Source organism: Pacificoceanicola onchidii (assembly GCF_004804335.1).
Taxonomy (GTDB): domain Bacteria; phylum Pseudomonadota; class Alphaproteobacteria; order Rhodobacterales; family Rhodobacteraceae; genus Pacificoceanicola; species Pacificoceanicola onchidii.
In genome coordinates this window covers 61,140-85,657 of sequence record NZ_SRXY01000007.1, presented here as the reverse complement: position 1 = coordinate 85,657, position 24,518 = coordinate 61,140, and the positions used below count along the sequence as shown (strand labels likewise).

The window sequence follows — 24,518 nt, the reverse complement described above, 5'->3', positions numbered from 1 at the left end:
CCAACAAAAACCCGCTGTCGCCCGTTGCCTTTGACGGTGCGGCAGCGCAGAATGCCGCCATGCAAATCTACCTGCCCATTGCCGAGGTTTCGGTCAATTTCCTGCTGATCCTCGGTCTTGGCGGTATGGTCGGGGTATTGTCCGGCATGTTTGGGGTCGGGGGTGGCTTTCTTCTGACACCGCTGCTCTTTTTCATCGGCATTCCGCCTGCGGTCGCGGTGGCCACCGGGGCGAACCAGATTGTTGCCTCTTCAATCTCGGCGGTTCTGGCGCATTTCAAAAGGCGTGCCGTGGATCTCAAGATGGGCGGCGTTCTGCTCGCAGGAGGGCTTGTCGGAGCCAGTCTGGGCGTCGCGCTCTTCAACTTCCTCAAGAAGCTCGGCCAGGTCGATCTGCTGGTTTCGCTGTTCTACGTCGTCTTTCTGGGCGTGATCGGCGGCCTGATGATGATCGAAAGCATCCGTGCCCTGCGCCGATCCAAATCCGGCGTGCGCCCCAAGCGCAAGAAGCACAACTGGATCCACGGGTTGCCGCTCAAGGTCCGCTTTCGCACATCGGGCCTCTATATCTCTGTCATCCCGCCGCTGATGGTTGGCTTTCTGGTGGGTGTTCTGGCCGCGATCATGGGGGTTGGCGGCGGTTTCATCATGGTGCCGGCGATGATCTACCTGCTGGGCATGCCGACAAAGGTCGTCGTTGGCACATCGCTCTTTCAGATCATCTTTGTCGCCGCCTTTACCACGATGCTGCACGCCGCGACCAACTACACCGTGGACATCCTGCTCGCCGTGCTGCTGCTCGTCGGCGGCGTGATCGGCGCGCAGTTCGGCGCCGGGCTTGGTGCGAGGCTGAAGGCAGAACAATTGCGCGTCCTGCTGGCCGGGTTGGTGCTGCTGGTATGCGCGAAGCTGGCGCTGGAACTCTTGCTGGAACCGGCCGAGGTCTTCAGCATCGCGGGGATGTAGGGATGCGCGCCGTTTGCCTTGCCCTGCTCTGGCTTCTCTTCGCCCTGCCCCTCGGGGCCGAAGAGGTGGTTCTTGGCCTGAGCCAGGATCAGGTCTCCATTTCCACGGATTTTGACGGTTCCGAAATCCTGATTTTCGGCGCGATCAAGCGGGAATCGCCGATCCCGGAAGGCGCTCCGCTCGAAGTGGTCATCACTCTCGCTGGCCCGCTTCAACCGTTGACGGTCTGGCGCAAGGAGCGCCGGTTCGGCATCTGGGTCAACACGCAGGCAGTTGAAGTGGACGCCGCGCCCTCCTTCTATGCCGTGGCAACATCCGGCCCTTGGAACGATGTCATCACCCAAGTCGAGGACCTGCGCCACCATGTGTCCATCGAGCGTGCCATCCGCTCTGTTGGCGCTCCGATGCAGGTTCAGGATTCGCAGGCTTTTTCCGCTGCCGTCGTGCGCATTCGGGAGAACCAGGACAAGTATCAGATGCTCGAAGGCGCGGTCGAGATGAGCGAGTCGACCCTGTTCAATACGTCCGTCACCATGCCCGCGAACCTTGTTGAGGGCCGCTATCCCATGCGGATTTTCCTCACGCGCGACGGCTCTGTGGTGTCGTCCTTCGAGACGAAAATCGACGTGCGTAAAGTGGGTCTCGAGCGCTGGTTGTATGAGCTGTCCCGGGGCAATCCGCTGGCCTACGGTCTGCTTTCGCTCGCCATCGCCATCGGTGCGGGCTGGATCGCCTCCACCGCCTTCCGCCTGTTGAGGGAAAGATGAGCCGCCTGCCTGCCGGAACCCGCGCGGACTACCGCGCCTTTGTCCCGCTGCAGACCCGCTGGGCGGACAATGACGAATACGGGCATATGAACAATGCCGCTTACCTGTCGCTTATCGATACGGCGGTCAGCCTGTGGAAGATCGGGCAGGGTATCGAAATCCGCGGTCCCGGCGCGCATCGGTTTGTGGTGGTGGAAACCGGCCTCCGGTTTCATGCGGAGCTTGGGTTTCCGGATCCGGTGAATGCCGGGATACGGATCAGTCATCTCGGCCGGTCTTCTGTCCGGTTTGAGGTCGGGTTGTTTCCGGGTGACGTGGATCAGGCTCACGCGGAAGGGTTCTTCGCCATGGTTTTGACGGGGCCGGACGGGAAACCACTGGCTATGTCGCAAAGACTGCGGGGCGTTTTTGAAGGCATCGCCGTGGTGTGACGGGGTTGGGCTTGAACGGTCATTTGGAGGCCCTGTCCCGGACTTGATCCGGGACCTCATCGTCAGAGTACGAGCCGCGCCATTGGCGGGCCGTGGTACGGCGATAGCAACGCGTTATATGGCTTCAGCGTTGGCCAAGAGGTCCCGGATTAAGTCCGGGACGCGTCATGTTCAATGTCCACACTCGGCCCTAACACGTTTCAAAAGAAACTCTGCGGGTCCACGTCGATCGCCAGCCTCAAGTCGCCGCGCAGCTTCACGCCTGAGACCCACTCTCGCAAAGCCCCCTGAAGCAGGACGCCCTTGTCCGCCTTCACCAAAAGCCGCACCCGGTGGCGTCCGCGCACGCGTGCAATCGGCGCAGGGGCGGGACCATAGACAACCGCGCCGGCCCGGCGCAAAGGCGCGTCGTTGCGCGCCAGATGTGTGCCGAGGTCGAAGACCTGCTGCGCCTCGCTGCCGGACAGGATGATTCCGGCGAGACGGCCATAAGGCGGCATCCCGGCGGCGCGGCGTTCCTCGGCCTCCGCTTTCCAGAACGCTTCCTCGTCCCCGCCCAGGATCGCCCGGATCACCGGGTGTTCGGGCTGATAGGTCTGGAGCAGGGCCACGCCCGGTTTCTCGGCGCGTCCAGCCCGGCCCGCAACCTGCCGCATCAGCTGAAACGTGCGTTCGGCCGCCCGCAGATCAGAGCCTTGCAGACCCAGATCGGCGTCAATCACACCCACCAATGTCAGCAACGGGAAGTTATGCCCCTTGGCCACCAATTGCGTGCCGATGATGATGTCCGCCGCACCTTCCGCAATTTCGATGATTTGTTCCTTGAGCTCGCGCGCGGTGCCGTAGAGATCCGACGACAAAACCGCGATCCGCGCGTCCGGAAACAGCGCTGTTGCCTCTTCCTCAAGCCGCTCAACCCCGGGACCAACCGGAGCCAGCCTGTCCTCCGCGTCACAGGAGGGACAGCGCTCCGGGATCGGCGTGCTTTCACCGCATTGATGGCAAACCAAACGCCGCAGAAACCGGTGTTCGACCATGCGCGCATCGCAGTGCGGGCAGGCGATCTGATGGCCGCAAGCCCGGCAGATGGTCACCGGCGCATAGCCGCGCCTGTTCAGGAACAGCAATGCCTGCTCCCCCGCCTCCATCCGCTGGCGCACGGCGGTTTCCATCTGCGCAGAGATCCAGCGGGTCGATGGCAGCTTTTCCGGGCGCATGTCCAGCGCCTTCATCTCTGGCAGTACCGCCACGCCGAAGCGCGATGCCAGAACCAGCTTGTCGTATTTGCCCGCCTCCGCGTTGGCCCAGCTTTCAAGGCACGGCGTCGCAGAGGCCAGAACCACCTGCGCCCCGAGGATCGAGGCGCGCAGAACGGCCATGTCGCGGGCGTTGTACATCACGCCTTCGTCCTGCTTGTAAGAGGTGTCGTGTTCCTCGTCGACCACCACCAGACCAAGGTTCTGGTACGGCAGGAACAGGGCAGAGCGCGCGCCGACGACCAGCTGCGCATGGCCTTCCGCCACCATGCGCCACGTGCGGCGGCGCTCTGTCATGGTCACACCGGAATGCCATTCCGCGGGCCGCGCGCCGAAACGCGCCTCGACGCGGGACAGGAACTCCGCCGACAGGGCAATCTCGGGAAGCAGCACCAGCGCCTGTCGCCCCTGCCGCAGGGCTTCGGCCACCGCTTCAAGATACACCTCGGTCTTGCCCGAGCCGGTAACACCCTTGAGCAATGTCGTCTTGTAGGCGCCCGTACGCTGCGCCGCGCGCAATTGCTCGGCAGCAGCCTTCTGATCTTCGGTCAGGTCTTTGGCCCCGTAGTCAGGGTCCAAACGCGGAAACGGCGTGTCGCGCGGGCTTTCCTCTTCGATAATTGCGCCCGAGGGCAGCAGCCCTTTGACCACCTGCGGCGTCACGCCGGCGGTCTCGGCCAGTTCTTTCAACGTCAGAGCCAGCCCGCCCATCTCCTGCGCAGCCTCGATCACCCGGCGCCGGGCATCGGTCATGCGCGGCGGCTCACCGGCTCCCATGCGATAGACTTTTCGCATGGAGGGCGCGTCACCAAGACCCGGCGCACGCGTCGCCAGCCGCAACATCATCGAGAGCGGCGTCAGCGTGTAACTGCCGCATTTCTCCAGAAACTGGCGCATTTCGTCCCGCATGGGCGGTGTATCCAGCACCCGGATGATCGAGCGCGCCTTGGCCGGATCAAAACCGCCCAGACCCGGCCCCCAGACCACCCCCAGAACCTTGCGCGGTCCAAGCGGCACTTCGACAAACGCGCCAGCAAAACACCCACCCTCCGGAGCCTTGTAATCCAAAGGCCGATCAAGGGGTTGCGTGGTGAGCACCGCAACAAGCGTACCGGTCTCATAGAAGCCGGGATCGCTTGGTATACAATCAAGGGTTTTGTGCGCCATGCAAAAGGGGTAAAGCGCTGGAGAGGAAAGGCCAAGCCATCAAAAGGAAGCGCACCCCATGAAATTCTTTGTCGATACTGCTGACGTCGATGCCATCCGTGAATTGAACGATCTGGGCATGGTGGACGGTGTGACGACCAACCCCTCCCTGATCAAGAAGTCCGGTCGGGACATTCTCGAAGTGACCAAGGAAATCTGTGACATCGTCTCGGGCCCGGTCTCCGCCGAGGTGACCGCCGTGGACGCGGACAAGATGATCGAAGAAGGCCGCAAGCTGGCCGAGATCGCCGAGAACATCGCCGTGAAAGTGCCGCTGACCTGGGACGGTCTGAAGGCCTGCAAGGTGCTGTCGGATGAGGGCAAGATGGTCAACGTCACGCTCTGCTTCTCCGCCAACCAGGCGCTGCTGGCCGCCAAGGCAGGCGCGACCTTCATCTCTCCGTTCATCGGTCGTCTCGACGATCTGAACCTCGACGGTCTGGAGCTGATCGCTGACATCCGCGAGATCTATGACAACTACGGTTTCGAGACAAACATCCTCGCCGCTTCCATCCGCTCTGCCAACCACATGAGCGAATGCGCCAAGATTGGTGCGGATGTCGCTACAGCGCCTCCGGGCGTGATCAAGGCCATGGCGAACCACGTTCTGACGGACAAGGGGCTTGACCAGTTCCTGAAGGACATTGCCGACGCGGGCATCAAGATCGTCTGAGGCGTTTCGCCTCGCGTCTCGCGAGGCGACGAGCGCGCCTTCGGCGCGATTGGGGCGCTGCCCCGTCCTTCCGGACTCCCCGAGGTATTTTTGGCCCAAAGAAACCAAGGGCGGGGTGCAGTGTGTTCCCCGCCTTATGTTTTGTCGATGTTCGGCGCGCCCTGAAGGCCAAGAATTTTGCGGAAGCCCGTCCAGTAGCCGGGCAGGCGCGGCGGGGTTTTCATGCCTGCGATGGCCTCCTCCGCCCAGGGCTGCATCTCGCGCGCAGCGAAATCGCGGCCCCATGAGAGGTAGTCCTGTGCGAATTCCGGACGCAGGCGGCAGGCGCTGCCGACGAGACCAACCAGCGTCTCGGGCGGCGAGTACCATTCATCCTGAATGCCGGTGACCTTCGTTTGCAGGAACGGGCCGACCATGCGCATCAGGCGTTTTTCCGAGAACAGCAGAAGGAGTTTTCCCATTTCGTCGCGGGAGTAATGGATCAGCGGCGGGAAGGTGTCGAAGAACCGGGCTGTGCCGTCGACATAGGCAAAGTTCCGGATGGAGGGGTGAAACCCGACGCGGGCGTTGGAGCCTTCCGCCCAATGCCAGAAGCGGGCAATCACAACGCCTGCCGCTTCCATCATCTCAAGCGTCTCGTCGCGCGAACCCGCTTGCATGAGCGGCCGCATGAGCCGATCCGTGGGCAGGGCCGCCTGCACGATCACCGGGATTCGCGCGCCATCCATCTCCAGCAGATGAAACTCGGTCTCCGGCAGGCCCACGTCGGCAGCATTCAACGCCTCGACATAGTGGTCATGACAGCGTTTCAGCTTGTCCAGCGCCTCGGCGTCCGGAAGGCCGCGATAGACTTTGATGACCTTGTCCGCAAACGGCCCGGAGCGCGGCTGAAACGGCGCACAGAAATACCCCAGTTTCGAAATCGTCTGGCCGCGCGAGGCGGAATCGGCGCGGATCAGATCGGCAAGGGCGGCAAGATCGGTCATAAGGGGCACTCCTTTGTGCCGCTCTTACCCGTTTGAAAGCGCTTGCACCACCTCTGCCGTGAGGGCCTGCACTTCTGCATGGGCCGGCCCTTTTGGCATCTCCAGCGCGCCAAGCCCCAGACCCAGCGATTCCGCATAAACAACGCGGTTGGCCATGCCTGTCTCGGCGATGGCCGCGTCCATCTGTGTCGCCGCCTGGGCCACGTCCGCGCCAAGCCGGGTGCCCGCGCGCGTCCGGTTCATCACAAGCAACGTGCCCGCGTTTTCGCGCTGTGCCAGATCCAGCACCCCTTCGGTGGCCCACAAGTCCACATGGCTGACCGAGACGGGGACGATCACCAGGTCCGCCACGCGCAAGGCCGGGCGCAGATCGCTGTCCGCCTTCGGCGGGGTGTCGACGATCACATAGTCGAAATCCGCCGTCATCTTGCGCACTTCGTAGGAAATACCCCAGGCGGACGAAGTGGCGAACTCCATGCCTTCCACCCGCTCCGGATGGGTCTCCACGCGTGTCATGAACCAACGCCCGAGGCTCCCTTGCGGGTCCAGATCGACAAAGGCCACGCGATGGCCCAAAGCGGCAAGACCAACACCTAGGTTCACCGCCGTCGTTGTCTTGCCCGACCCACCTTTTTGCTGCGCGACTGTGATGACCTGGCCAGACATGGTTTACCCCCGGGGTTGTACCGGATCACTTTGCACCTGCAGAAAAAGAGAATCCAGCCCCGGCGACCTGATTTAACCAGCCATTAACCGAAATGAACGCATTCTTACGGGGCTGGAAGGAGGCACAATGGTCTTGCGCCTGTTGATATCGGCAATTGTTTTGTCACTTTGGGGGGCGACCCTCTCTGCAGGCGCGTGGCCGCGGGAGAAAGGGCATGGCTTCTTCAGCACCGCTGTGCGCCTCGCCTGGCCACAGAACCTTGAACACTGGACCTCCTCAAATCCGACCGAGCAATATTACACGCTCTATCTCGAATATGGGCTGACGGACCGGCTAACATTTGGACTCGATCTTGGGCGATCCGTATCGGGCGACGGCAAAACCGTGGGTTTCCTGCAATGGCCCCTGCGCGACCGCGATCGCGGGCCGAAAGTTGCCTTTGCGCTTGGCCTTGGCCGGATCGGCGAGCAAACGGTGGTCCGCCCGGGTCTGTCCGTGGGTTGGGGCCTGAAGAAAGGCTGGGTGACGCTGGATACGCTTGCGGAATACCAGGTCGAAAGCGGGCTGATGGACTACAAGATGGACATAACCTGGGGCCGGAATCTCAAGAATGACCGGAAGGTTCTCCTGCAAGTCCAGACCGGCCAACCAGCGGAGGATCCCGCCTTCCTGCGCCTCGCCCCGTCTTATGTCTTCCCGGTTGGCAAACGCGGAATGATGGTGGAAACCGGCGTGACCTATGGTGTCACCGGGGATACCTCCATGGGTTTGAAGCTGGGCATTTGGCGAAACTTCTGACAGGCGGAGCGATGCGGGATTTTCCGGGTCATGGGTTTGCTGTAGCTTCACGAGCATGACCTCACCAATCCGCCCGACAGACGACGAAGCCCGCGACCTTGCCAAAGGGCTCATTCAACGCGCCAGATTCGGCGCCATCGCGGTGCTTGATCCCGATACCGGCGCGCCTCTGGTCAGCCGGATCGGCGTTGTGCCGGGCCCGGATGGCTTGCCCCTCGCGTTGGTCTCGGACCTTGCCGCACATACGGCAGCCTTGAAAGCCAACCCTGTCTGTTCGCTCATGGTGGGGGAGCCGGGTCCCAAAGGGGATCCGCTCACCCATCCGCGCCTGAGCCTGCAGGGCCGCGTGCGCTTTGTCCGGCACGGCGATCCGGAACACAGCGCACTTGCCGCGCACTATGTTTCCTTGCAGCCGAAAGCCAAGCTCTACATCGGCTTCGGCGATTTCTCGATCATGCAGATGCAGCCCAGCGAGGCCTTCCTCAACGGCGGTTTTGGCAAAGCTTTCATTCTGAGCCTCGACGATCTGACAGCATAAAGCCGGACCCGTCCAAGACGAGCCCGGCTTGACCAACTGGCGGCCGGTCTTTTGCCCCGAAGGGGTTACTTGTCCATACGGACCTTGAGCGTCACATCCCCAAGCATCGGCTCCGGCCAAAGCACGTGCACCTTGTCGAGATCAGAGCCCTGCTGCCCTACCGCATAAGGATTGTGATACTTCGAGACGTTGTTTTCGTCGCGCGGCCGGGACCGCACAACAAGGCTTTCGATCTCAAGCGCCCGTCCACCAAACGGCAGACGATTGTCTGTATCCACGTCCCAAACCTGCGCGGCCGAGTTCTGGCTGTGCTTGACCAGAAGCGGGTTTTCCGCGCCCGAGGTGATATTGTGGTAGGTGTTACCGCTGAAATAGACGTTCTTCATGTTGGCAAAGTTCAGGTTCGCATAAGACGTGTCCACACGCTCCACCCGGTCAATCCCGGCATTCACACAGCGGAACGTATTGCCCGAGACATTCATCCCGTTGATGTGATGGCCGGTGCCATAAGGCTTGACCACGATCGAGGTAAACCAGGACGCCACTTCCGACGACAACATCACGTTGTTGGTGATCGACAGGCCAGCAAAGCCGAAGCCCCCGGAAAAGTCCGGCTCCGGCTCGCGCTCATTGGTCCATTCGACAAAGCAGTTGTCGATGTAGTTTCCGGTGATCTGGCAGTTGCAGGCGCGGATCGCGATGATGATCCCGGCCGTGCGAATCCCGGTCGGCGAGGCATCGCCCTGGAAGAAGTGGTTGCCCGAGATGATCGTATGCGCCCCACTGATCACCGCGAAGTGGCGGAACTGCGACGCCCGACAATTGCGGATCTTCACATCGTTGGCGTTGGTGTTGATCGCCACCCCTTCACGGTCTTGCGCATAGACGCCGCCTTCGTGGCTGATGAACTGGCAATGGTCGATCAACATACCCTGACAGCCATCACCGGGAGAGGTGATCCCACGCTTGGCGGGGCGGTTGAAAACACAGTTGCGGATCACGTTGATCGTGCCAAGCGGCGCAAGCATCACACCATTGGCGCGCTCGTTGCACTGGAATTCCACCCCTTCGATCTCGAACACGTTCAGACGGTCAAAGCCGCTGAAATCGAGAAGGTACTTGAAGCGAGTGAAGGTATAATTCTGCGTGCCAATAGCATCCGAAAGCGGCTGAGACAGGTTGACCTCGCCCGCGCCCACATCAACGCTGCGCACGTAGATCTCGCGGCCGACACCGGCCCCTTTGACAAGGCTGCCTTCCTTGATGTTGGCAATGTTCACGACATTGGTCAGCTTCCACTGATTGCTCGTGGAATAGGTTGCCTGGCTGGTCACCGTTTCCTCATCCCACGCCGCATTTTCCTCGGCCCGGAGTTGGCCGTTCCGGAGCACCCGGCGCTGCGCATAGGTGGTACGGTTCGGAACCGCCGCCTGTACGTCGATCGGGCCATGAATCGAAATACGACGCCCACCAAGGTCCAGGCTTTCGTGATCGGAGTTGTTCATCAGCGACTGGATTGCTTTCTTCAACGCCAGTTCCTCATCCCCGCCGAACGCGTCGATATAGGTGGGCAGTTCGAAGTCCTTGGTCAACGACAGGATCGCTCCATCCGGCATGCTCAGCTTGCCTTCGAACTCGATGCGGTTGTTGATCTCGACAGAGTCGTTCAAGCGATACGTGCCTGCCGGAACGAAAATCTTCCGCCCATTGGCCGCCGCATCCGCCGCTTCGAAAGCCGCGCTGTCATTTGTGCTGCCGTTCCCAACCGCGCCGAAGTCGCGCACGTCCACGACGTTGATCATGTCTCGCAGGAAGGCTTCGGTGATGTCCTCGATAACGATATCGTCGATGCGGACAACACCGCCGCTGGCGCCGGTGAGGTCGATCCCGAAATGGCCATAGGTCGCCGTCGGCCCCCAGGCCATATCCACACCGCCGCGCGATCCCGTGCCGACAATCGCGCTGACCTCAACCACCTCGCCGTAGCTTGTCAGCGTGGTTTCAGGCCCGGTCATTGTCACGCCGCCAACCTGGTTTTCCCCCGCGTCCCCCGGCCAACCGGCAATGCGCACGTTGGCAAGGCTGCCCGCCATCGCCTTGATGCGAACCGACACGCGCAAATAACATCCGGGGAAGATCGGCGTCTGCCCCATATAGCGCAGTTTCTGAGTGCTGTCGGTTTTCTGGACTTCCAGGCACCCGGCAAAGTCCGCGTCCGCCGGGACAAAAGCGGCCGTCGGCAAACCGTTGTAAGTGGCAGAGCCGGGGGTTCCATCTCCCCGGGCAAACTGCCCCAGATTATCGGCTGCAAAGGCCGGCGGCATAAAGACGATTCCGTCGGTGATCGCTTTGTTCATCGGGTTCCCTTTCCACGCGAGAGGCCATTTTGCCTCGATCGGAAAGAGAAATACTTGCCCGGAGGTTAACGGGTATTTGCACCACCGTACGGTGCTCGTTTCACGCGATAAACCCTCTCGAAAAAAGAACGAATTCAATCCGCTACGGATTGCACAACAACTATGACGTGAAGTCAGGTTTCAGGCGCTGACACCGGGCGTCGGCAAAATTTGCACCGCATCTATCCGCCACCCGTCCTCATATTCACCCATACGATAGTCCAGCACATGGGTCTGACCTGCACCATCCACCACGATGACCTTCTGCCATAAAAGACCCGAGATCTCCCTCAGTTCGCCAAACATAAGGTCCGACGGTCGATGAACCATGGGATAGCCGTTGCGCACCATGGATCCGAAGGTTTCCGGGTCCCGGAACATCCGCTGAATGCTAGGGCCGGCAAATGTGAAGGCGGTTCCGAAATCATCCGCGAGAAAAGCTTCAACCTGCCCTTCGATAACATCCTGTATCTTCGGGTTGGGCGGCAAAGCTTCTTGAGCCCAAAGCGAACCTGACCAGAGCACTGCAAGTATAATTGCGAATAATCTTCCGCGCATGTCACCCTCCCATCCTTTGATCAACTCTATGTAGATCGTCTCAGATTCAGGTCAAAAGCGGCGCATTAGTTTGGCAAACCTTAAAGAATCCGCGTGTAAAAGCAGCCGAGCCAATGCCGAAAACGAATCTTCTGTAAAACCGAACAGGAGCGACAATGCCCCGAGCCTATCCCTGCTACCCCTACGTCGAACCTATCGCGGCGGACATCTCAGGAGAAGAGATCGCGCAAATGGTCGACGACATGCTGTCACAGACACCGGGCATGTCGCTGCGGGATGGTGGTCCGCTGGACAAGCTCGCCCGGGCGCTCAACGTCGACGTCGAGTATTCTGAAAGGCCGAACGACGTCCTGCTAGACGTTCCCTTGGGCCGACATCCCGTTATTTGGCTGCCCCATACCGGTCGGACGCGGCAAGACAGGGTGACGCTCGCCACAGGCTTGGGACATTGGCTTTTGCACATTCCGATAACACGCGAGTTGCACCCCGGCGTCGGGATTCAGGCTCTATACCACCCAAAGGACGATACGGCCCTGCTTGAAGCGCGACGCTTCGCTCAAGAACTTCTGATGCCTCAAGAAACGTTCAAGACACTCTGGTTCGAAGGCAAGGCGCAAAACGTCGCCGAAACGCTCAACGTCCCGACGCAAGCCGTTTATGATCGGGCAAAGCTGCTGGACCTGACACAACCAGCCGAAGCTGAACAGTCGTTCGGAGCTGACGAAGATGAGGATCCATTCACACCTGCAGCGCCCGAGCAAGAGCCGGAGCCTGCAAAACCAGTGGAACATGCCGCGCCGACGCCTTCCTTTGGCGGATATGCACGGCGCATTGGGTCCTGATCCGGATCAGCCGAGTTTCCCGGCCAATCCTGCTTCGATCAAAGCAACCGTTTCGTCCACCCCGTAGAGCGCGATGAAGCCGCCAAAGCGCGGCCCCTGGCTTTGGCCCAGCAATACCTCGTATAGTGCCTTGAACCAATCGCGCAACGGCTCGAACCCGTTCTCTTTGCCAACGGCAAAGACAAGACTTTGCAGGTCTTCATCGTTGGCCTCGCCCTCATACGCCCGCAACCGCGTCGCCAGGCTTTCGAGAGCCGCAGCCTCCTTTTCATCAGGCGCCCGGAACACCTTGTTCGGCAAAACAAAGTCTTCGCAGTATTTCACGGCAAAACCCGCCGCCGCGTCCAGATCGGGATGCGTTTCCGCCGTCGCATCAGGCGCATAACGGCGAATGAACCCCCAAAGGGTCTCTTTGTCGTGTGCGCCTGCCGCACTGGCGAGGTTGAGCAACATCGAGAACGGCACGACCATGCGGCTCTCCGGCACATCACCGTTGTGAATGTGATAAACCGGATTGTTCAGCTGCGCCTTCACATCTTGACCGTGGTAGGCGCGAAGTTGCTGATGGTATTCGTCCATCGCCTTGGGAATGACGTCGAAAAACAGCCGCTTGGCCGTTTTCGGCTTCTGATACATGAAGTACGAAAGCGACTCCGTCGAGGCATAAGTCAGCCATTCGTCAATAGAAATGCCGTTGCCCGACGACTTCGAAATCTTCTGGCCCTGATCGTCGAGGAACAGCTCATACGTAAAGTGCTCTGGTGCCCGCTGACCCAGAACCCGGCAGATGCCGTCGTAGATCGGCGTGTTCGTCGAATGGTCCTTGCCATACATTTCGAAATCGACGCTCAACGCCGCCCAGCGCGCGCCGAAGTCGGGCTTCCACTGCAGCTTCACATTTCCGCCTGTCACAGGAAGCGTCCATTCCCGCCCGTCTTCGTCGTCGAATGTGATCTCGCCCTTGGCCGCATCGACGTTCTTCATGGGAACATAAAGAACCCGCCCGGTCTCCGGATGGATCGGCAGGAAGATCGAATAGGTCTGCCGCCGCTCTTCGCGCAGCGACTTGAGCATGATCGCCATGACGTCATCATACTTTTCCGCCGCGCGCAGAAGCACCTCGTCAAACTTGCCCGAGCCATAGAACTCCGTAGCCGAGTAAAACTCGTAGTCGAACCCGAAAGTATCAAGGAAACGGCGCAACATGGCGTTGTTATGGTGGCCAAAGCTTTCATGCGTCCCAAACGGATCCGGCACGGAGGTCAGCGGCTTTTGCAAATGCTCCTGCAACATATCCTGTTGCGGCACGTTGCCGGGCACCTTCCGCATACCGTCCAGATCGTCAGAGAAGCAGATCAGCCGCGTCGGAATGTCCGAGATCACCTCAAACGCCCGGCGGATCATCGTTGTGCGCAGCACCTCGCCAAAGGTACCGATATGCGGCAGGCCCGACGGCCCGTAGCCGGTTTCGAACAGCACGTAGCCCTTTTCCGGTGGCTTTTTCTCGTAGCGTTTCAGAATCCGGCGCGCTTCTTCGAAGGGCCACGCTTTCGAGTTCATCGCTGCTTCGCGAATCTCGGACATCTGAAACACTCCAATTGGGATATCGAGTGCGCTTCCTATTGCCCCGGGGCAGTCGCGTCAATAAATTGTGCCGCAACGCCGCATTACGTCAGAAAGCAAAATCATGAACGACATCACGCACCCGCTCAGCCCCCAGGACAGTCTTGTCACCCTCATGATTGCCGTTTCCGCCTCGGATGAGAACGTGCGGACCGCCGAGTTGGTGAAAATCGAGAGTGCGGTCAACAACCTGCCGATCTTCGGCACGTATGACGCCGATCGCATTCGCGTCATGTCCACTCTTGTGTTTGATCTGTTCGAACAGGAAGACGGGCTCGACGCGCTTTTCGGTCTGATCCGGGACAATCTCCCCGAGCGTTTGTTTGAAACGGCCTATGCACTGGCCTGCGATGTCGCCGCGGCGGACGGCACGTTGCGCGAAGCCGAACTGCGGTTGCTCGAGGAAATCCGTTACGAACTGAACATCGACCGGCTGCACGCTGCCGCGATCGAACGCGGTGCCAGGGCTCGGCACCTTTCGGAGTAAGCCCTCTACCCCCAATTCGAAACGCTTCTGCTTCAAACCTTAGGCAAAAACACTGGCTTGGGTCAGGTTTCCATGACTGATCGGAAACCAACGGTGCTGTACAGTGGATGCATAAGCTTAGGGTTGGAAGAACTCATTTTCGTTTCGGGGGTCAAAATGAACAAAACGCTTTTCACTGTCGTCGGCATCATTCTGCTTAGCCTGATGCCTGTCATTGGCGCCGCGGCGCCGCTCGTGGCCAAGGTCGATGTTTCTGCCCAAACCATGACCGTGGTTTACAATGGCGAAGTCGCCTACCGCTGGCCGGTCTCGACCGCGCGCACGGGCAAATACACACCGCGTGGCACGTGGTCCGCGAAATGGCTGTCCCGGCATCACAAGTCCAGCCTTTACAACAACGCGCCCATGCCATTCGCCATTTTCTTCAATGGCAATTACGCGATCCATGGCACCAATCAGATCAGTCGTCTCGGCCGCCCGGCGTCTGCGGGATGCGTGCGCCTGCATCCGGACCATGCCGCGCGCCTGTTCGAACTCACCCAACGGGTCGGGAAACAGAACATGCGGGTTGTCATCCAGAACTGATAGTCACTGGCGCGGCAGGCTATCATCTCGCTGCGTCAGGCTCTCAGGCCGCGTACAAGACGCTCCATCGTTCGATCAGCGCTTGCTGCAGCGTTTTTGCGCGCCTGTTCCAAGACGCCCCACCCGGCGGACGCTCTCTGTCATCTTTGCCGAGCCCAGCGCGCTGCTTCATGTTTGCGGCGAAGATCGCAAAGACCAGTTCCGTACCATCCGGCAGATCCACGAAGCCCCCCAATCCGCTCACGAAGTTTAACGTGCCAGTTTTGGCGTGCACCTCCACCGGGTGGTTTTTGAGAATACGCCGTTGTTCATCCCGGAAATGGAACCGTTTGAGCAGGGTCTTGAGACCACTCTCCTGACGAAGCGCCCGCAATGCGCGCATCATGTCTGTCGCGCTGATCCGGCTCGCCTCGCCCAATCCCGAATGATCGACGAAACTCATACTCGTGAGACCAAACTTATCGCGCGCCCATCCGTTCATGGCCTTGGCAGACGCCTTCAAGCCCGCAGGCCTGCTCCCGGACCGTTTCGCGGTCGCCGCCATGCCGACGCATTCCGCCGTCAGGTTTGTCGACCATTTCAACATGTTTCGTAAAATGTCTTGGAGCGGCGCGCTCTGATGTCGGGCCACCGTCTCTCCCGAAGGCAGTTTGCCAACGCTCGACGGCGCGCCAAGGGTGATCCCCTGAGATCGGGCAAAGGTTTGGAAAACGTCACCGGCATAGATCTCAGGCTTACGGACCGGCAACCAACGCGCACCACCATTGCCAAGCGCGCCGCGCGCGACGCTCCATTCGTCGCGCCCGCCGCGATCCTTGTAGATATAAACCGGCAAGCTACGCGCCTCGACAGCCATGCGCGCGAATTTCACCGCCGGGCGATGTTTCTCGCTGCGCCCTTCCATGGTCACCGTGTATTGGCCCCCCGACCTGCGCCATTCGAAGTGCACGCGGTTGAAGTTCAGGTTCAGCCCCGACACCGCCGGGCTGTATCCCACGTGATCCGGTTGACCCGTGTCGATGGTGCGCACGCTTGGCAGTGCACCGCCCCACACCTTGAACCCGCCCTTCACGGATGTGATCCCGGCGGCCTTCACCTTGGCCGCGAGCGCCGCAAGCGCGTCCGTGTCGAGGGTCGGATCGCCGCCCCCGGCAAGGATCAAATCTCCCTGAACAACCCCGTTCTTGACACCGCCGGTCACCACAACCCGGGTTTCGAACTGATGATTTGCGCCAAGCACGTCGAGCGCATAAGCCGCTGTCAAAGCCTTGGCCACACTTGCCGGAGGTTGCTTCAAGCCAGCCTTGTACTCTTCAAGGATGTTGCCTGTCCGCGCATCCGCCACGCAAAACGCGACGTCACCACCAAGCTTGGCGCGCGAAATCAGCGCCTCGGCCGGGGTTTGGATCTGCTTGAGGAAACCTGCGCCGCGTTCAATCGGGCGCAAAGACCGTTCGGGGGCATTCGCGCATGCCGGTAAAGCCGACATGGCGACCCCGGAAGACAAGGCCGACCAAATAAATCTTCGTCTGGAAATGTTTTTCGTCATGTCACGATCTAAGCGGAAGCCCCAATTGGGAGCAAGCATTTCGAGCCGCTCTCCAATCACATCTTGTCAATTCGCCGATGCCCCTGCCGGGTCCCGCTCACCATTGTCCGCTCGCCCGGATCGCCGTGGAGTTTTCCGGGCGGAGCGGGATGTTCACGTAACACCAACAAGGCGCATCAACCCTGCCAAGCAATCCGGCGGACCTGTCGGGAAGCCGCGCCTGGGCATAGACCCGCGCCGCCTTCGAAAACCGGGCTTTCAATCGGGACCCCGGTCTTGCGAGAACACCAACGGGCACACGCTCCATGATTCCCTGCCAGTCTTTCCACGCATGAAACCCGATCAGGTTGTCCGCCCCCATCAGCCAGACAAACCGGACGCCCTGCCAACGCTTCTGCATGAGCGCCAGCGTGTTGGCCGTATATCGCGATCCGGTCCTAAGTTCGAAATCGCTGACCAGAAGCTTGGGATGCCGCGTCATTTCTCTGACCGCGACCATACGGCGGGTAAACGCCGCCGGTGCTTCGGGTTTGAGGGGATTGCCGGGGCTGACAAGCCAGATGACCCGATCAAGGTCGAACCGCTTCAGCGCCTCCAGCGAAAGGTGACGGTGGCCTACATGCGGCGGATCAAACGATCCTCCCAGAACCCCGACCCGCATCCCGGGACGCAACAGAAAACCGTCCTCGGCATGCACACCCAAAAGCCTTCTCCCCAAGCGGTCTATCCTGGACCTCCTTCGCAATACGGGCATACAGCCCGCGCTTCAAGACAAGGTGGAAAAACTCCAATGGCGCCGCGATTGCACCTGCCGCCGCAACAGGATACTTCCCTCATTCAAACTTCTCGCATGGTATCGGAGCGGATCATGGCCTCTTATCAGTATGTCTATCACATGGATGGCGTCTCCAAGACCTATCCCGGCGGAAAAAAATGCTTTGAAAACATCCGCCTGAGCTTCCTTCCGGGGGTGAAAATCGGTGTGGTCGGCGTCAACGGCGCGGGTAAGTCCACGCTGATGCGGATCATGGCGGGAATCGACAAGGATTTCTCCGGTGAGGCCTGGGCCGCCGAAGGCGCGCGCGTGGGCTATCTTCCGCAGGAACCGCAGCTCGACGAATCCCTTTCGGTTCGGGACAACGTCATGCTGGGTGTGGCGGAGAAGAAGGCCAAGCTGGACCGCTTCAACGAGCTTGCCATGAACTACTCAGATGAGACAGCCGACGAGATGGCGGAGCTGCAGGACGAGATCGACAGCAACAACCTGTGGGATCTCGACAGCCAGATCGACGTGGCCATGGAAGCCCTGCGCTGCCCGCCCGACGATGCCAATGTCGCCACGCTGTCTGGCGGTGAAAAGCGACGCGTTGCGCTCTGCAAGCTGCTGCTGGAAGCGCCCGAGATGCTGCTTCTGGACGAGCCGACCAACCACCTCGATGCCGAGACCATCGCCTGGCTGCAACAGCACCTGATCGACTACAAGGGCACGATCCTGATCATCACCCACGACCGTTACTTCCTCGATGACATTACCGGCTGGATCCTCGAACTCGACCGCGGCCGGGGCATTCCCTACGAGGGCAACTATTCCGCATGGCTCGAACAGAAGGCGAAACGGCTGGAGCAGGAAGCCCGCGAGGACAAGGCCAAGCAAAAGACGCTGGAACGCGAACTGGAGTGGATGCGGCAAGGTGCGAAGGCCCGTCAGGCCAAATCCAAGGCCCGGATCTCCGCTTATAATGACCTGGCGAACCAGTCCGAGCGTGAAAAGCTCAGCCGCGCGCAGATCATCATTCCGAATGGCCCCCGCCTTGGGCAGAAGGTCATCGAGGTCGAAAACCTCAAGAAAGCCATGGGGGATAAACTCCTGATCGAAGGGCTGAACTTCTCCCTGCCTCCGGGCGGCATCGTTGGGGTGATCGGCCCCAACGGGGCGGGCAAATCCACGCTCTTCAAGATGCTGACGGACAACGAACAGCCGGACGAAGGCGCGATCAGCTACGGGGACACGGTGCAGCTCGCCTATGTGGACCAATCGCGTGATGATCTCGCTGGCAATGACACCGTTTGGGAAGCGATTTCCGGCGGGGCCGAGCAGATCAAGCTGGGTGATGCGGAAATGAACTCCCGCGCCTATTGCTCTGCCTTTAACTTCAAAGGTGGCGATCAGCAGAAGAAGGTTGGCTCGCTCTCGGGCGGAGAACGCAACCGCGTGCACATGGCGCGTCTCCTCAAAGAAGGCGGCAACGTCCTGCTGCTTGACGAACCGACCAACGATCTTGACGTGGAAACCCTCCGCGCTCTGGAGGATGCTCTGGTTGATTTCGCGGGCTGCGCCGTGGTCATCTCCCACGACCGTTTCTTTCTCGACCGCATCTGCACCCACATCCTCGCTTTTGAGGGCGATGCGCATGTGGAATGGTTCGAAGGGGGCTTCACCGACTACGAGGAAGACAAGAAGCGTCGCCTCGGCGCGGACGCGCTCGAACCAAAGCGCATGAAGCACAAGAAGTTCACGCGCTAAACAAGGCGCGGCAGGGCGGGTTTTGATCCGCCCCGCCGTTTTCCATGGTGCGCACTCAACCGCAGTGTCGTCCCCCCTTGCCCAGAATCACCCGCTCTGCCATACACTGGCGCTGCTAAGTTACCTTTATCGCCTACCTGTCTCCCTCACCCGGCGACAGAGCACCGATTTTGCTCTGACAGACGCCGGGCCGTTGCACCTCCGCGAGCGGCATTAATTGAAGGAGACCACGGATATGGCCACTGGCACCGTGAAATGGTTCAACACCACCAAAGGCTACGGCTTCATCGCACCCGATGAAGGCGGCAAAGACATCTTTGTTCACATCAGCGCAGTCGAGCGTTCCGGCCTGACCGGCCTCGCCGACAACCAGAAAGTTCAGTACGAACTGCAATCCGGCCGTGACGGCCGCGAAAGCGCGTCGAACATCGAACTGCTCTGAACATCGGCCATCGCCGATGCTCAAAGGAAAAGCGCCCTGCGAGGGGCGCTTTTTTTCGTTTTAGAAGAGAACGACAGCGGGCAACCACATGCCGAATCCAAACACCGTGTGAGCAATAAGGCCCATGATCCGCCCTTTCCATGGGCGGTCCGTTTTGGACAGGGCTTTGCCGAGCCCCATCCCCGGTTGCAGCAGGAACCATCCCGCCGCGATAGTAACCAGCGCAAAGATCCAGAGCGGCAGAAAAGACGGTGACGCCAGCCAACCGCCGCCCGCCAGAACCAGAAACACCACGCCGTAGAGGATCCCGACCGCGTAGTGAAACGCCCAGCCGATGCCGGTCTCGCCGGCCACTGGCGCCACGTCCCCGATATCGTCATGAAACACGGTCCCCCGGGGCAGATGCGCAACCCAGCGCCCCACATTGCCCCAGTTCGGCAAGGGTTGGCCAATCAGACGGTTCAACAAGATTGCCCAGAGATCCATCGCCGCCGTCCCGACAAGCCCCATCACGATCCCGACCCAAATCAATCCCATGTCTCGCTCCTGTTCTGCGCTCGTAGACTGCCGCGATCCCGGGCGGGGCACAACGCCTGTTCAGACACGTCTTGCAACCTCCCGCGCTCTGGCGTTTTGTGGAGCCAAGGAGACCCCCATGCTACGCAATATTCCCGCCATTCTTTCACCGGACCTGCTTCATGATCTGCGCGCCATGGGGCATGGTGATGAAATCGTCATTGCGGACGCGAACTTCCCGGCAACATCCACATGCGCGCGCGTGCATCGCCTTGACGGGGTTAGCGCAACCGAAGTGCTCGAAGCCATTCTGACCCTTATGCCGCTCGACAGCTATGTGCCCGACCCGGCTCTGACCATGCAGGTGGTCGGAGATCCGGACGCGCGCCCGGAGATCTGCGACCAGTTTCAACGCATCATAGATGGCACCGCCGACAACCCCGCGGACCTCGGATCACTGGAACGCTTCGCCTTCTATGAGCGCGCCCGTGGATGTTTTGCTGCCGTCCAAACCGGGGAAAGCCGTCTTTACGGCAATATCATCCTGAAAAAGGGCATCATTCCTGAAGCTTAACGCGCCCACTCCCCACGGCGGAAGACCGGTACGCGGCTGCCGTCTTCGGCAATCCCATCAATATCCGTCTCCGCCCCTCCGATCATCCAATCGACGTGGATCATGGAACTGTTGCCGCCCTTGGCCTTTACCTCGTCTTCCGAAAGTGACGCGCCGTTCAGGAAACACTTGGAATAACATTGCCCCAGAGCGATGTGGCAGGCGGCATTCTCATCATAGAGCGTGTTGTAGAAGAGCAGCCCGGATTGCGAGATTGGCGAGGAGTGCGGCACCAGTGCCACTTCCCCAAGTCGCCGCGCACCTTCGTCCGTATCGAGGAGCTTGAGCAGAACCTGCTCGCCTTTTGACGCGCGGGCCTCGGTAATTGTTCCGCCTTCAAACCGGACCTCGATCTCATCAATCAGGCTGCCCTGATGGGACAGTGGTTTGGTGGAGCGAACATACCCTTCGACCTTTGCCGCGTGCGGCGTGGTGAAAACCTCTTCGGTCGGCATGTTGGGATTGCAGGTGACCCCGTTCTGCGCCGTCGACGCGCCACCCATCCACTCGTGACCGTCAGCGAGACCCACCTTTAGATCCGTGCCCGGACCGGTGAAATGCAGCGCGTCAAACCGTTTGCCGTTGAGCCAGGCGGTCCGCTCCGCGAGCGCTGCGTTATGCGCTTTCCATTCGCTGACCGGGTCCTCCCCAAGAACACGCGAGGCTGCAAAGATGGCATCCGCCAGCTTGGCCACCGCGTCGTCATCAGGCAGATCGGGGAACACCCGTTTGGCCCAGGATAGCGTCGGATAGCTCAGGATGCTCCAGTTGATCTTGAAGTTCGCGATATGCTCCAGCGCGGGCCGGTAAGCGATGGAGTTGGCCTTGCCTGCACGTGCCACCTTTTCCGGATCTTCCTCTGCAAGCAGCATTGGATCGTCGCCGACAATCGCCATCCGCGCCGCACCCGAGGCAAACCCGGCGGCCATGCCGTCCAGCAGCCAGTTCGGCGCGCGATCAAAGCTTTCATCCTGCGCATTGCGATACCGCGCCAAGGTCAGTTCCTCGTCGGAGAAGATCGGCGTGACGACACCGGCCCCGGCCCGATACGCTGCCGCCGCAATGCGCCGCACAAGCGGCAGAGCATCCATGGGGGCCGTCAGGATAAGATCCTGACCTTGCTGCAAATTCAGGCCGACGGAGATGGCGACATCTGCGAGGCGGTCGAGGGTACGGGGGTCAACAATATCTTGTGTCATCCCGCCATGCTGTCAGCACCGGACGGGAATGGGAAGAGCCAAACACCCGTTATCCGCACTTCGAATGACCGCAGGACGCGCAGGTCATGCAGCCTTCGACCATGCGCATGTCATATTGGCCGCAGGACGGGCAGGCCTTGCCGCGCGGGGCGTCCATATTGACCACCTGCGCGGTCGGATCGGCTTTGAGCCCCATGCCTTCGCCTTCGAGGAAACCGGTCGCGATCATGTGGCGTTCAATCACCCCTCCGATAGCCGCGAGGATCGACGGAATGTACTTGCCCTGCACCCAGGCCCCGCCGCGCGGATCGAACACAGCCTTGAGCTCCTCCACGACAAAGGACACATCCCCGCCACGCCGGAACACCGCCGAGATCATCCGTGTCAGGGCGACGGTCCAGGCGAAGTGCTCCATGTTCTTGGAGTTGATGAACACCTCGAACGGCCGACGGCGGCCGCCAACCACGATGTCGTTCACGGTCAGATAAATCGCGTGCTCGCTATCCGGCCATTTGAGCTTGTAGGTGTTACCCTCCAGATGCTCCGGCCGGTCGAGCGGCTCCGACATGTAGACCACGTCGCCATGGGGCGTTTGCGGCTCGGCATCGGTTTTGGCGATGACTTCGGGAGCCTTTTCCTTCTTCTCCTCCGAAACACTCAAGACCGAGCCGGTCACATCGTTTGGACGGTAGGTCGTGCAGCCTTTGCAGCCTGTCTCGTAGGCTTCCATGTAGACATCTTTGAAGTCCGAAAAGGAGATGTCTTCCGGACAGTTGATCGTCTTGGAAATCGATGAGTCGATCCATTTCTGAGCCGCCGCCTGCATCCGAACATGCGCCAGCGGCTCCAGCGTCTGGGCATTCACGAAGTAATCCGGCAGCTCCGCCTCTTCCCCGTGGATGTCGCGGTAAAGCTGAACGGCGTAGTCCACCACTTCCTCTTCGGTCCGGCTGCCGTCCTTCTGCAAGACCTTGCGGGTATAGCTGTAGGCAAAAACCGGCTCGATCCCCGAAGAGACATTCCCCGCATAAAGCGAAATCGTCCCTGTGGGCGCGATGGAAGTGACCAAGGCGTTCCGGATGCCATGTTCGCGCACAGCTTCCCGCACATCCTCGTCCATGTTCATCATGTTGCCGGACGCGAGATACTTCTCCGCATCAAAGAGCGGAAACGTCCCCTTCTCTTTCGCCAGCTCCACCGAAGCCAGATAAGACGCCCGCGCGATCTGCTTGAGCCACGCTTCGGTCTGCGCGGCGGCCTCTGCGGTGCCGTATTCCAAACCCTTCATGAGCAGGGCATCGGCCAGACCTGTCACCCCAAGCCCGATGCGGCGCTTGTTCTGCGCCTCTTGCCGTTGCGCTTCGAGCGGGAACTTCGAGGCATCCACCACGTTGTCCATCATCCGGATCGCCGTTGCGACCAAGTCATCGAGATGCTTGTCCTCGATATGCGCGGCATCCGTGAACGGCATGGAAACCAGCCGGGCAAGGTTGATTGAACCAAGCAGGCAGGCGCCGTAAGGCGGCAAGGGTTGCTCACCGCAGGGGTTCGTTGCGGCAATCGTCTCTACATAGTTCAGGTTGTTGGCCTGATTGATCCGGTCGATGAAGATCACACCCGGTTCGGCATAATCGTAGGTCGCCTGCATGATCGTGTTCCAGAGCGTGCGCGCCTGGATCGTCTTGTAAACAACCCCGTCGAATTTCAGCTCCCAGGATCCATCGGCTTTGACCGCTTCCATGAAAGGATCCGTAACCAGAACCGACAGGTTGAACATGCGCAGGCGGGCGCTGTCAGACTTGGCGGAAATGAAGTCCTCGATGTCCGGATGGTCACAGCGCATGGTGGCCATCATGGCCCCGCGCCGACTGCCTGCGCTCATGATGGTGCGGCACATCGCGTCCCAAACATCCATGAAGGACAGCGGGCCCGACGCATCCGCCGCAACGCCCTGCACCGGCGCGCCCTTGGGGCGAATGGTGGAGAAATCATAGCCGATGCCACCGCCCTGCTGCATCGTCAGCGCGGCCTCTTTGAGCATGTCAAAAATACCACCCATACTGTCCGGGATCGTCCCCATGACGAAACAATTGAACAGTGTCACGCTGCGGTCAGTACCCGCGCCAGCGGTGATGCGGCCGGCGGGCAGGTATTTGAAGTCCTCCAACGCGTGGTAGAATTGCTCTTCGTACCCGGCCTGATCCTGTTCGACAGTCGCCAGAGCCCGCGCGATCCGGCGCCAGCTGTCCTCGACCGTGCTGTCGATCGGTGTGCCATCCGCCTCTTTGAGGCGGTATTTCATATCCCAGATCTGTTCTGCGATTGGCGCGGCGAAGCGGGTCATGGCTCGGACTCCGTTGGATTCGGATGGATAGCTAGACTACTCTTCACGATGCGCCACATCAACACCTTGAAGACGGGCACCAGAAAGATACGATATATAGGAAATCTGGGGAAGAATCTGTGGATAAGTCCGTACACCTGATCAAGTTGAGCGTCGGCACGGAAAGCGTCGAAGGGCTGGAAGCCTGGCAAGAGACCTATCGCGCCCGCTTTGCCGACGGTCTGCCGCGCCACGTAACCCGCATGTGGCCTCGGCGCGAGACCGAAGTTTTGAACGGCGGATCGATCTTCTGGGTGATCAAAGGGCTGATCCAGTGCCGCCAACGAATCCTGCGGCTTGACCGGGTGACGGGAGAAGACGGCATCGACCGCTGCGCCATCGTTCTGGAGCCGGGTTTGATCCGAACCGCCACGGCCCCGAAACGGCCCTTCCAGGGCTGGCGATATCTCAAGCCGGAAGATGCCCCTGTCGATTTGTCGGGATCGCGCCAAAGCGAAGACACCCTTCCGCCGGAACTGGCCGGGGCGCTGGCGGAGATCGGCGTCTTGTAAGC

Annotated in this window: 24 protein-coding genes; 13 read left to right on the top strand and 11 right to left on the bottom strand. The window is 60.4% G+C overall.

Annotated elements, in window-relative coordinates; genetic code table 11:
• Positions 1-59: 59 nt before the first annotated feature.
• From E4662_RS17600 to E4662_RS17590, 3 genes are read left to right on the top strand one after another with little or no spacing between them, the layout of a single operon-like run.
• Positions 60-965: a sulfite exporter TauE/SafE family protein gene (locus tag E4662_RS17600; protein WP_136442926.1), complete on the top strand. Its 906-nt coding sequence runs from the start codon at positions 60-62 to the stop codon at positions 963-965.
• 2 nt (positions 966-967) lie between these two features.
• Entirely contained in the window at positions 968-1,732 is a 765-nt protein-coding gene (locus E4662_RS17595) for a TIGR02186 family protein (RefSeq protein WP_136442925.1), read from the top strand.
• Positions 1,729-2,163: an acyl-CoA thioesterase gene (locus E4662_RS17590; protein ID WP_136442924.1), complete on the top strand. Its 435-nt coding sequence runs from the start codon at positions 1,729-1,731 to the stop codon at positions 2,161-2,163. Before E4662_RS17595 ends, E4662_RS17590 begins: the two co-directional genes overlap by 4 nt.
• Before the next feature lie 200 nt (positions 2,164-2,363).
• Here E4662_RS17590 and E4662_RS17585 read toward each other — a convergent pair whose 3' ends face one another.
• Positions 2,364-4,586 carry a primosomal protein N' gene (locus E4662_RS17585; RefSeq protein WP_136442923.1) on the bottom strand — a complete coding sequence of 741 codons (2,223 nt, stop codon included), beginning with the start codon at positions 4,584-4,586 and terminating at the stop codon, positions 2,364-2,366.
• A gap of 58 nt (positions 4,587-4,644) precedes the next feature.
• Here E4662_RS17585 and fsa point away from each other — a divergent pair, with 58 nt between their 5' ends.
• Complete coding sequence (gene fsa, locus E4662_RS17580) at positions 4,645-5,298, top strand: fructose-6-phosphate aldolase (RefSeq protein ID WP_136442922.1); 654 nt, start codon at positions 4,645-4,647, stop codon at positions 5,296-5,298.
• 134 nt (positions 5,299-5,432) lie between these two features.
• Here the strand turns inward: fsa and E4662_RS17575 are convergent, their stop codons facing one another.
• Positions 5,433-6,284 carry a DUF6206 family protein gene (locus E4662_RS17575; protein ID WP_136442921.1) on the bottom strand — a complete coding sequence of 284 codons (852 nt, stop codon included), beginning with the start codon at positions 6,282-6,284 and terminating at the stop codon, positions 5,433-5,435.
• A 24-nt stretch (positions 6,285-6,308) separates the two neighbouring features.
• Positions 6,309-6,950, bottom strand: coding sequence for a ParA family partition ATPase (gene parA / locus E4662_RS17570; protein WP_136442920.1), 642 nt, complete (start codon positions 6,948-6,950; stop codon positions 6,309-6,311).
• A gap of 127 nt (positions 6,951-7,077) precedes the next feature.
• Between parA and E4662_RS17565 the strand changes: the two genes are divergently transcribed.
• Together E4662_RS17565 and E4662_RS17560 are read left to right on the top strand one after the other, a co-directional pair.
• The gene (locus E4662_RS17565) at positions 7,078-7,749 is read left to right on the top strand and encodes a hypothetical protein (protein ID WP_136442919.1); all 672 of its coding nucleotides are present in this window, start codon (positions 7,078-7,080) and stop codon (positions 7,747-7,749) included.
• 55 nt (positions 7,750-7,804) lie between these two features.
• Positions 7,805-8,287 carry a HugZ family pyridoxamine 5'-phosphate oxidase gene (locus tag E4662_RS17560; protein WP_136442918.1) on the top strand — a complete coding sequence of 161 codons (483 nt, stop codon included), beginning with the start codon at positions 7,805-7,807 and terminating at the stop codon, positions 8,285-8,287.
• 65 nt (positions 8,288-8,352) lie between these two features.
• Here E4662_RS17560 and E4662_RS17555 read toward each other — a convergent pair whose 3' ends face one another.
• Both E4662_RS17555 and E4662_RS17550 read right to left on the bottom strand, forming a co-directional pair.
• A complete protein-coding gene (locus E4662_RS17555) occupies positions 8,353-10,644 on the bottom strand; it encodes a glycosyl hydrolase family 28-related protein (protein WP_136442917.1) in 2,292 nt (763 codons plus the stop codon).
• 180 nt (positions 10,645-10,824) lie between these two features.
• On the bottom strand, positions 10,825-11,241 hold the full coding sequence (locus E4662_RS17550) for a DUF4864 domain-containing protein (RefSeq protein ID WP_136442916.1): 417 nt from the start codon (positions 11,239-11,241) through the stop codon (positions 10,825-10,827).
• A 155-nt stretch (positions 11,242-11,396) separates the two neighbouring features.
• Here E4662_RS17550 and E4662_RS17545 point away from each other — a divergent pair, with 155 nt between their 5' ends.
• The gene (locus E4662_RS17545; RefSeq protein ID WP_136442915.1) at positions 11,397-12,083 is read left to right on the top strand and encodes an ImmA/IrrE family metallo-endopeptidase; all 687 of its coding nucleotides are present in this window, start codon (positions 11,397-11,399) and stop codon (positions 12,081-12,083) included.
• A gap of 6 nt (positions 12,084-12,089) precedes the next feature.
• Here E4662_RS17545 and E4662_RS17540 read toward each other — a convergent pair whose 3' ends face one another.
• Positions 12,090-13,667: a lysine--tRNA ligase gene (locus E4662_RS17540; protein ID WP_136442914.1), complete on the bottom strand. Its 1,578-nt coding sequence runs from the start codon at positions 13,665-13,667 to the stop codon at positions 12,090-12,092.
• A 103-nt stretch (positions 13,668-13,770) separates the two neighbouring features.
• Between E4662_RS17540 and E4662_RS17535 the strand changes: the two genes are divergently transcribed.
• Positions 13,771-14,193, top strand: coding sequence for a tellurite resistance TerB family protein (locus E4662_RS17535; protein ID WP_136442913.1), 423 nt, complete (start codon positions 13,771-13,773; stop codon positions 14,191-14,193).
• Between the two features lie 156 nt (positions 14,194-14,349).
• Positions 14,350-14,778: a L,D-transpeptidase gene (locus E4662_RS17530; RefSeq protein ID WP_136442912.1), complete on the top strand. Its 429-nt coding sequence runs from the start codon at positions 14,350-14,352 to the stop codon at positions 14,776-14,778.
• A 43-nt stretch (positions 14,779-14,821) separates the two neighbouring features.
• On the opposite strand, the gene dacB is transcribed toward E4662_RS17530, so the two are convergent.
• Positions 14,822-16,267, bottom strand: coding sequence for a D-alanyl-D-alanine carboxypeptidase/D-alanyl-D-alanine endopeptidase (gene dacB, locus E4662_RS17525; protein ID WP_240705235.1), 1,446 nt, complete (start codon positions 16,265-16,267; stop codon positions 14,822-14,824).
• 157 nt (positions 16,268-16,424) lie between these two features.
• Positions 16,425-17,045 carry a nicotinate-nucleotide adenylyltransferase gene (locus E4662_RS17520; RefSeq protein ID WP_276606313.1) on the bottom strand — a complete coding sequence of 207 codons (621 nt, stop codon included), beginning with the start codon at positions 17,043-17,045 and terminating at the stop codon, positions 16,425-16,427.
• Between the two features lie 150 nt (positions 17,046-17,195).
• Here E4662_RS17520 and ettA point away from each other — a divergent pair, with 150 nt between their 5' ends.
• Positions 17,196-18,851, top strand: coding sequence for an energy-dependent translational throttle protein EttA (gene ettA, locus E4662_RS17515; RefSeq protein WP_136442909.1), 1,656 nt, complete (start codon positions 17,196-17,198; stop codon positions 18,849-18,851).
• A 235-nt stretch (positions 18,852-19,086) separates the two neighbouring features.
• Positions 19,087-19,293, top strand: coding sequence for a cold-shock protein (locus E4662_RS17510; RefSeq protein ID WP_136442908.1), 207 nt, complete (start codon positions 19,087-19,089; stop codon positions 19,291-19,293).
• Positions 19,294-19,353: 60 nt separating this feature from the next.
• On the opposite strand, the gene E4662_RS17505 is transcribed toward E4662_RS17510, so the two are convergent.
• Positions 19,354-19,830 carry a DUF2938 domain-containing protein gene (locus E4662_RS17505; protein WP_136442907.1) on the bottom strand — a complete coding sequence of 159 codons (477 nt, stop codon included), beginning with the start codon at positions 19,828-19,830 and terminating at the stop codon, positions 19,354-19,356.
• Positions 19,831-19,948: 118 nt separating this feature from the next.
• Between E4662_RS17505 and E4662_RS17500 the strand changes: the two genes are divergently transcribed.
• Entirely contained in the window at positions 19,949-20,383 is a 435-nt protein-coding gene (locus E4662_RS17500; RefSeq protein ID WP_136442906.1) for an RbsD/FucU family protein, read from the top strand.
• Here the strand turns inward: E4662_RS17500 and E4662_RS17495 are convergent.
• Complete coding sequence (locus E4662_RS17495) at positions 20,380-21,621, bottom strand: aminopeptidase (protein WP_136442905.1); 1,242 nt, start codon at positions 21,619-21,621, stop codon at positions 20,380-20,382. The genes E4662_RS17500 and E4662_RS17495 overlap by 4 nt on opposite strands.
• 49 nt (positions 21,622-21,670) lie before the next feature.
• A complete protein-coding gene (locus tag E4662_RS17490; protein ID WP_136442904.1) occupies positions 21,671-23,965 on the bottom strand; it encodes an adenosylcobalamin-dependent ribonucleoside-diphosphate reductase in 2,295 nt (764 codons plus the stop codon).
• A gap of 119 nt (positions 23,966-24,084) precedes the next feature.
• Between E4662_RS17490 and E4662_RS17485 the strand changes: the two genes are divergently transcribed.
• The gene (locus E4662_RS17485; protein ID WP_136442903.1) at positions 24,085-24,516 is read left to right on the top strand and encodes a DUF1489 family protein; all 432 of its coding nucleotides are present in this window, start codon (positions 24,085-24,087) and stop codon (positions 24,514-24,516) included.
• Positions 24,517-24,518: the final 2 nt, after the last annotated feature.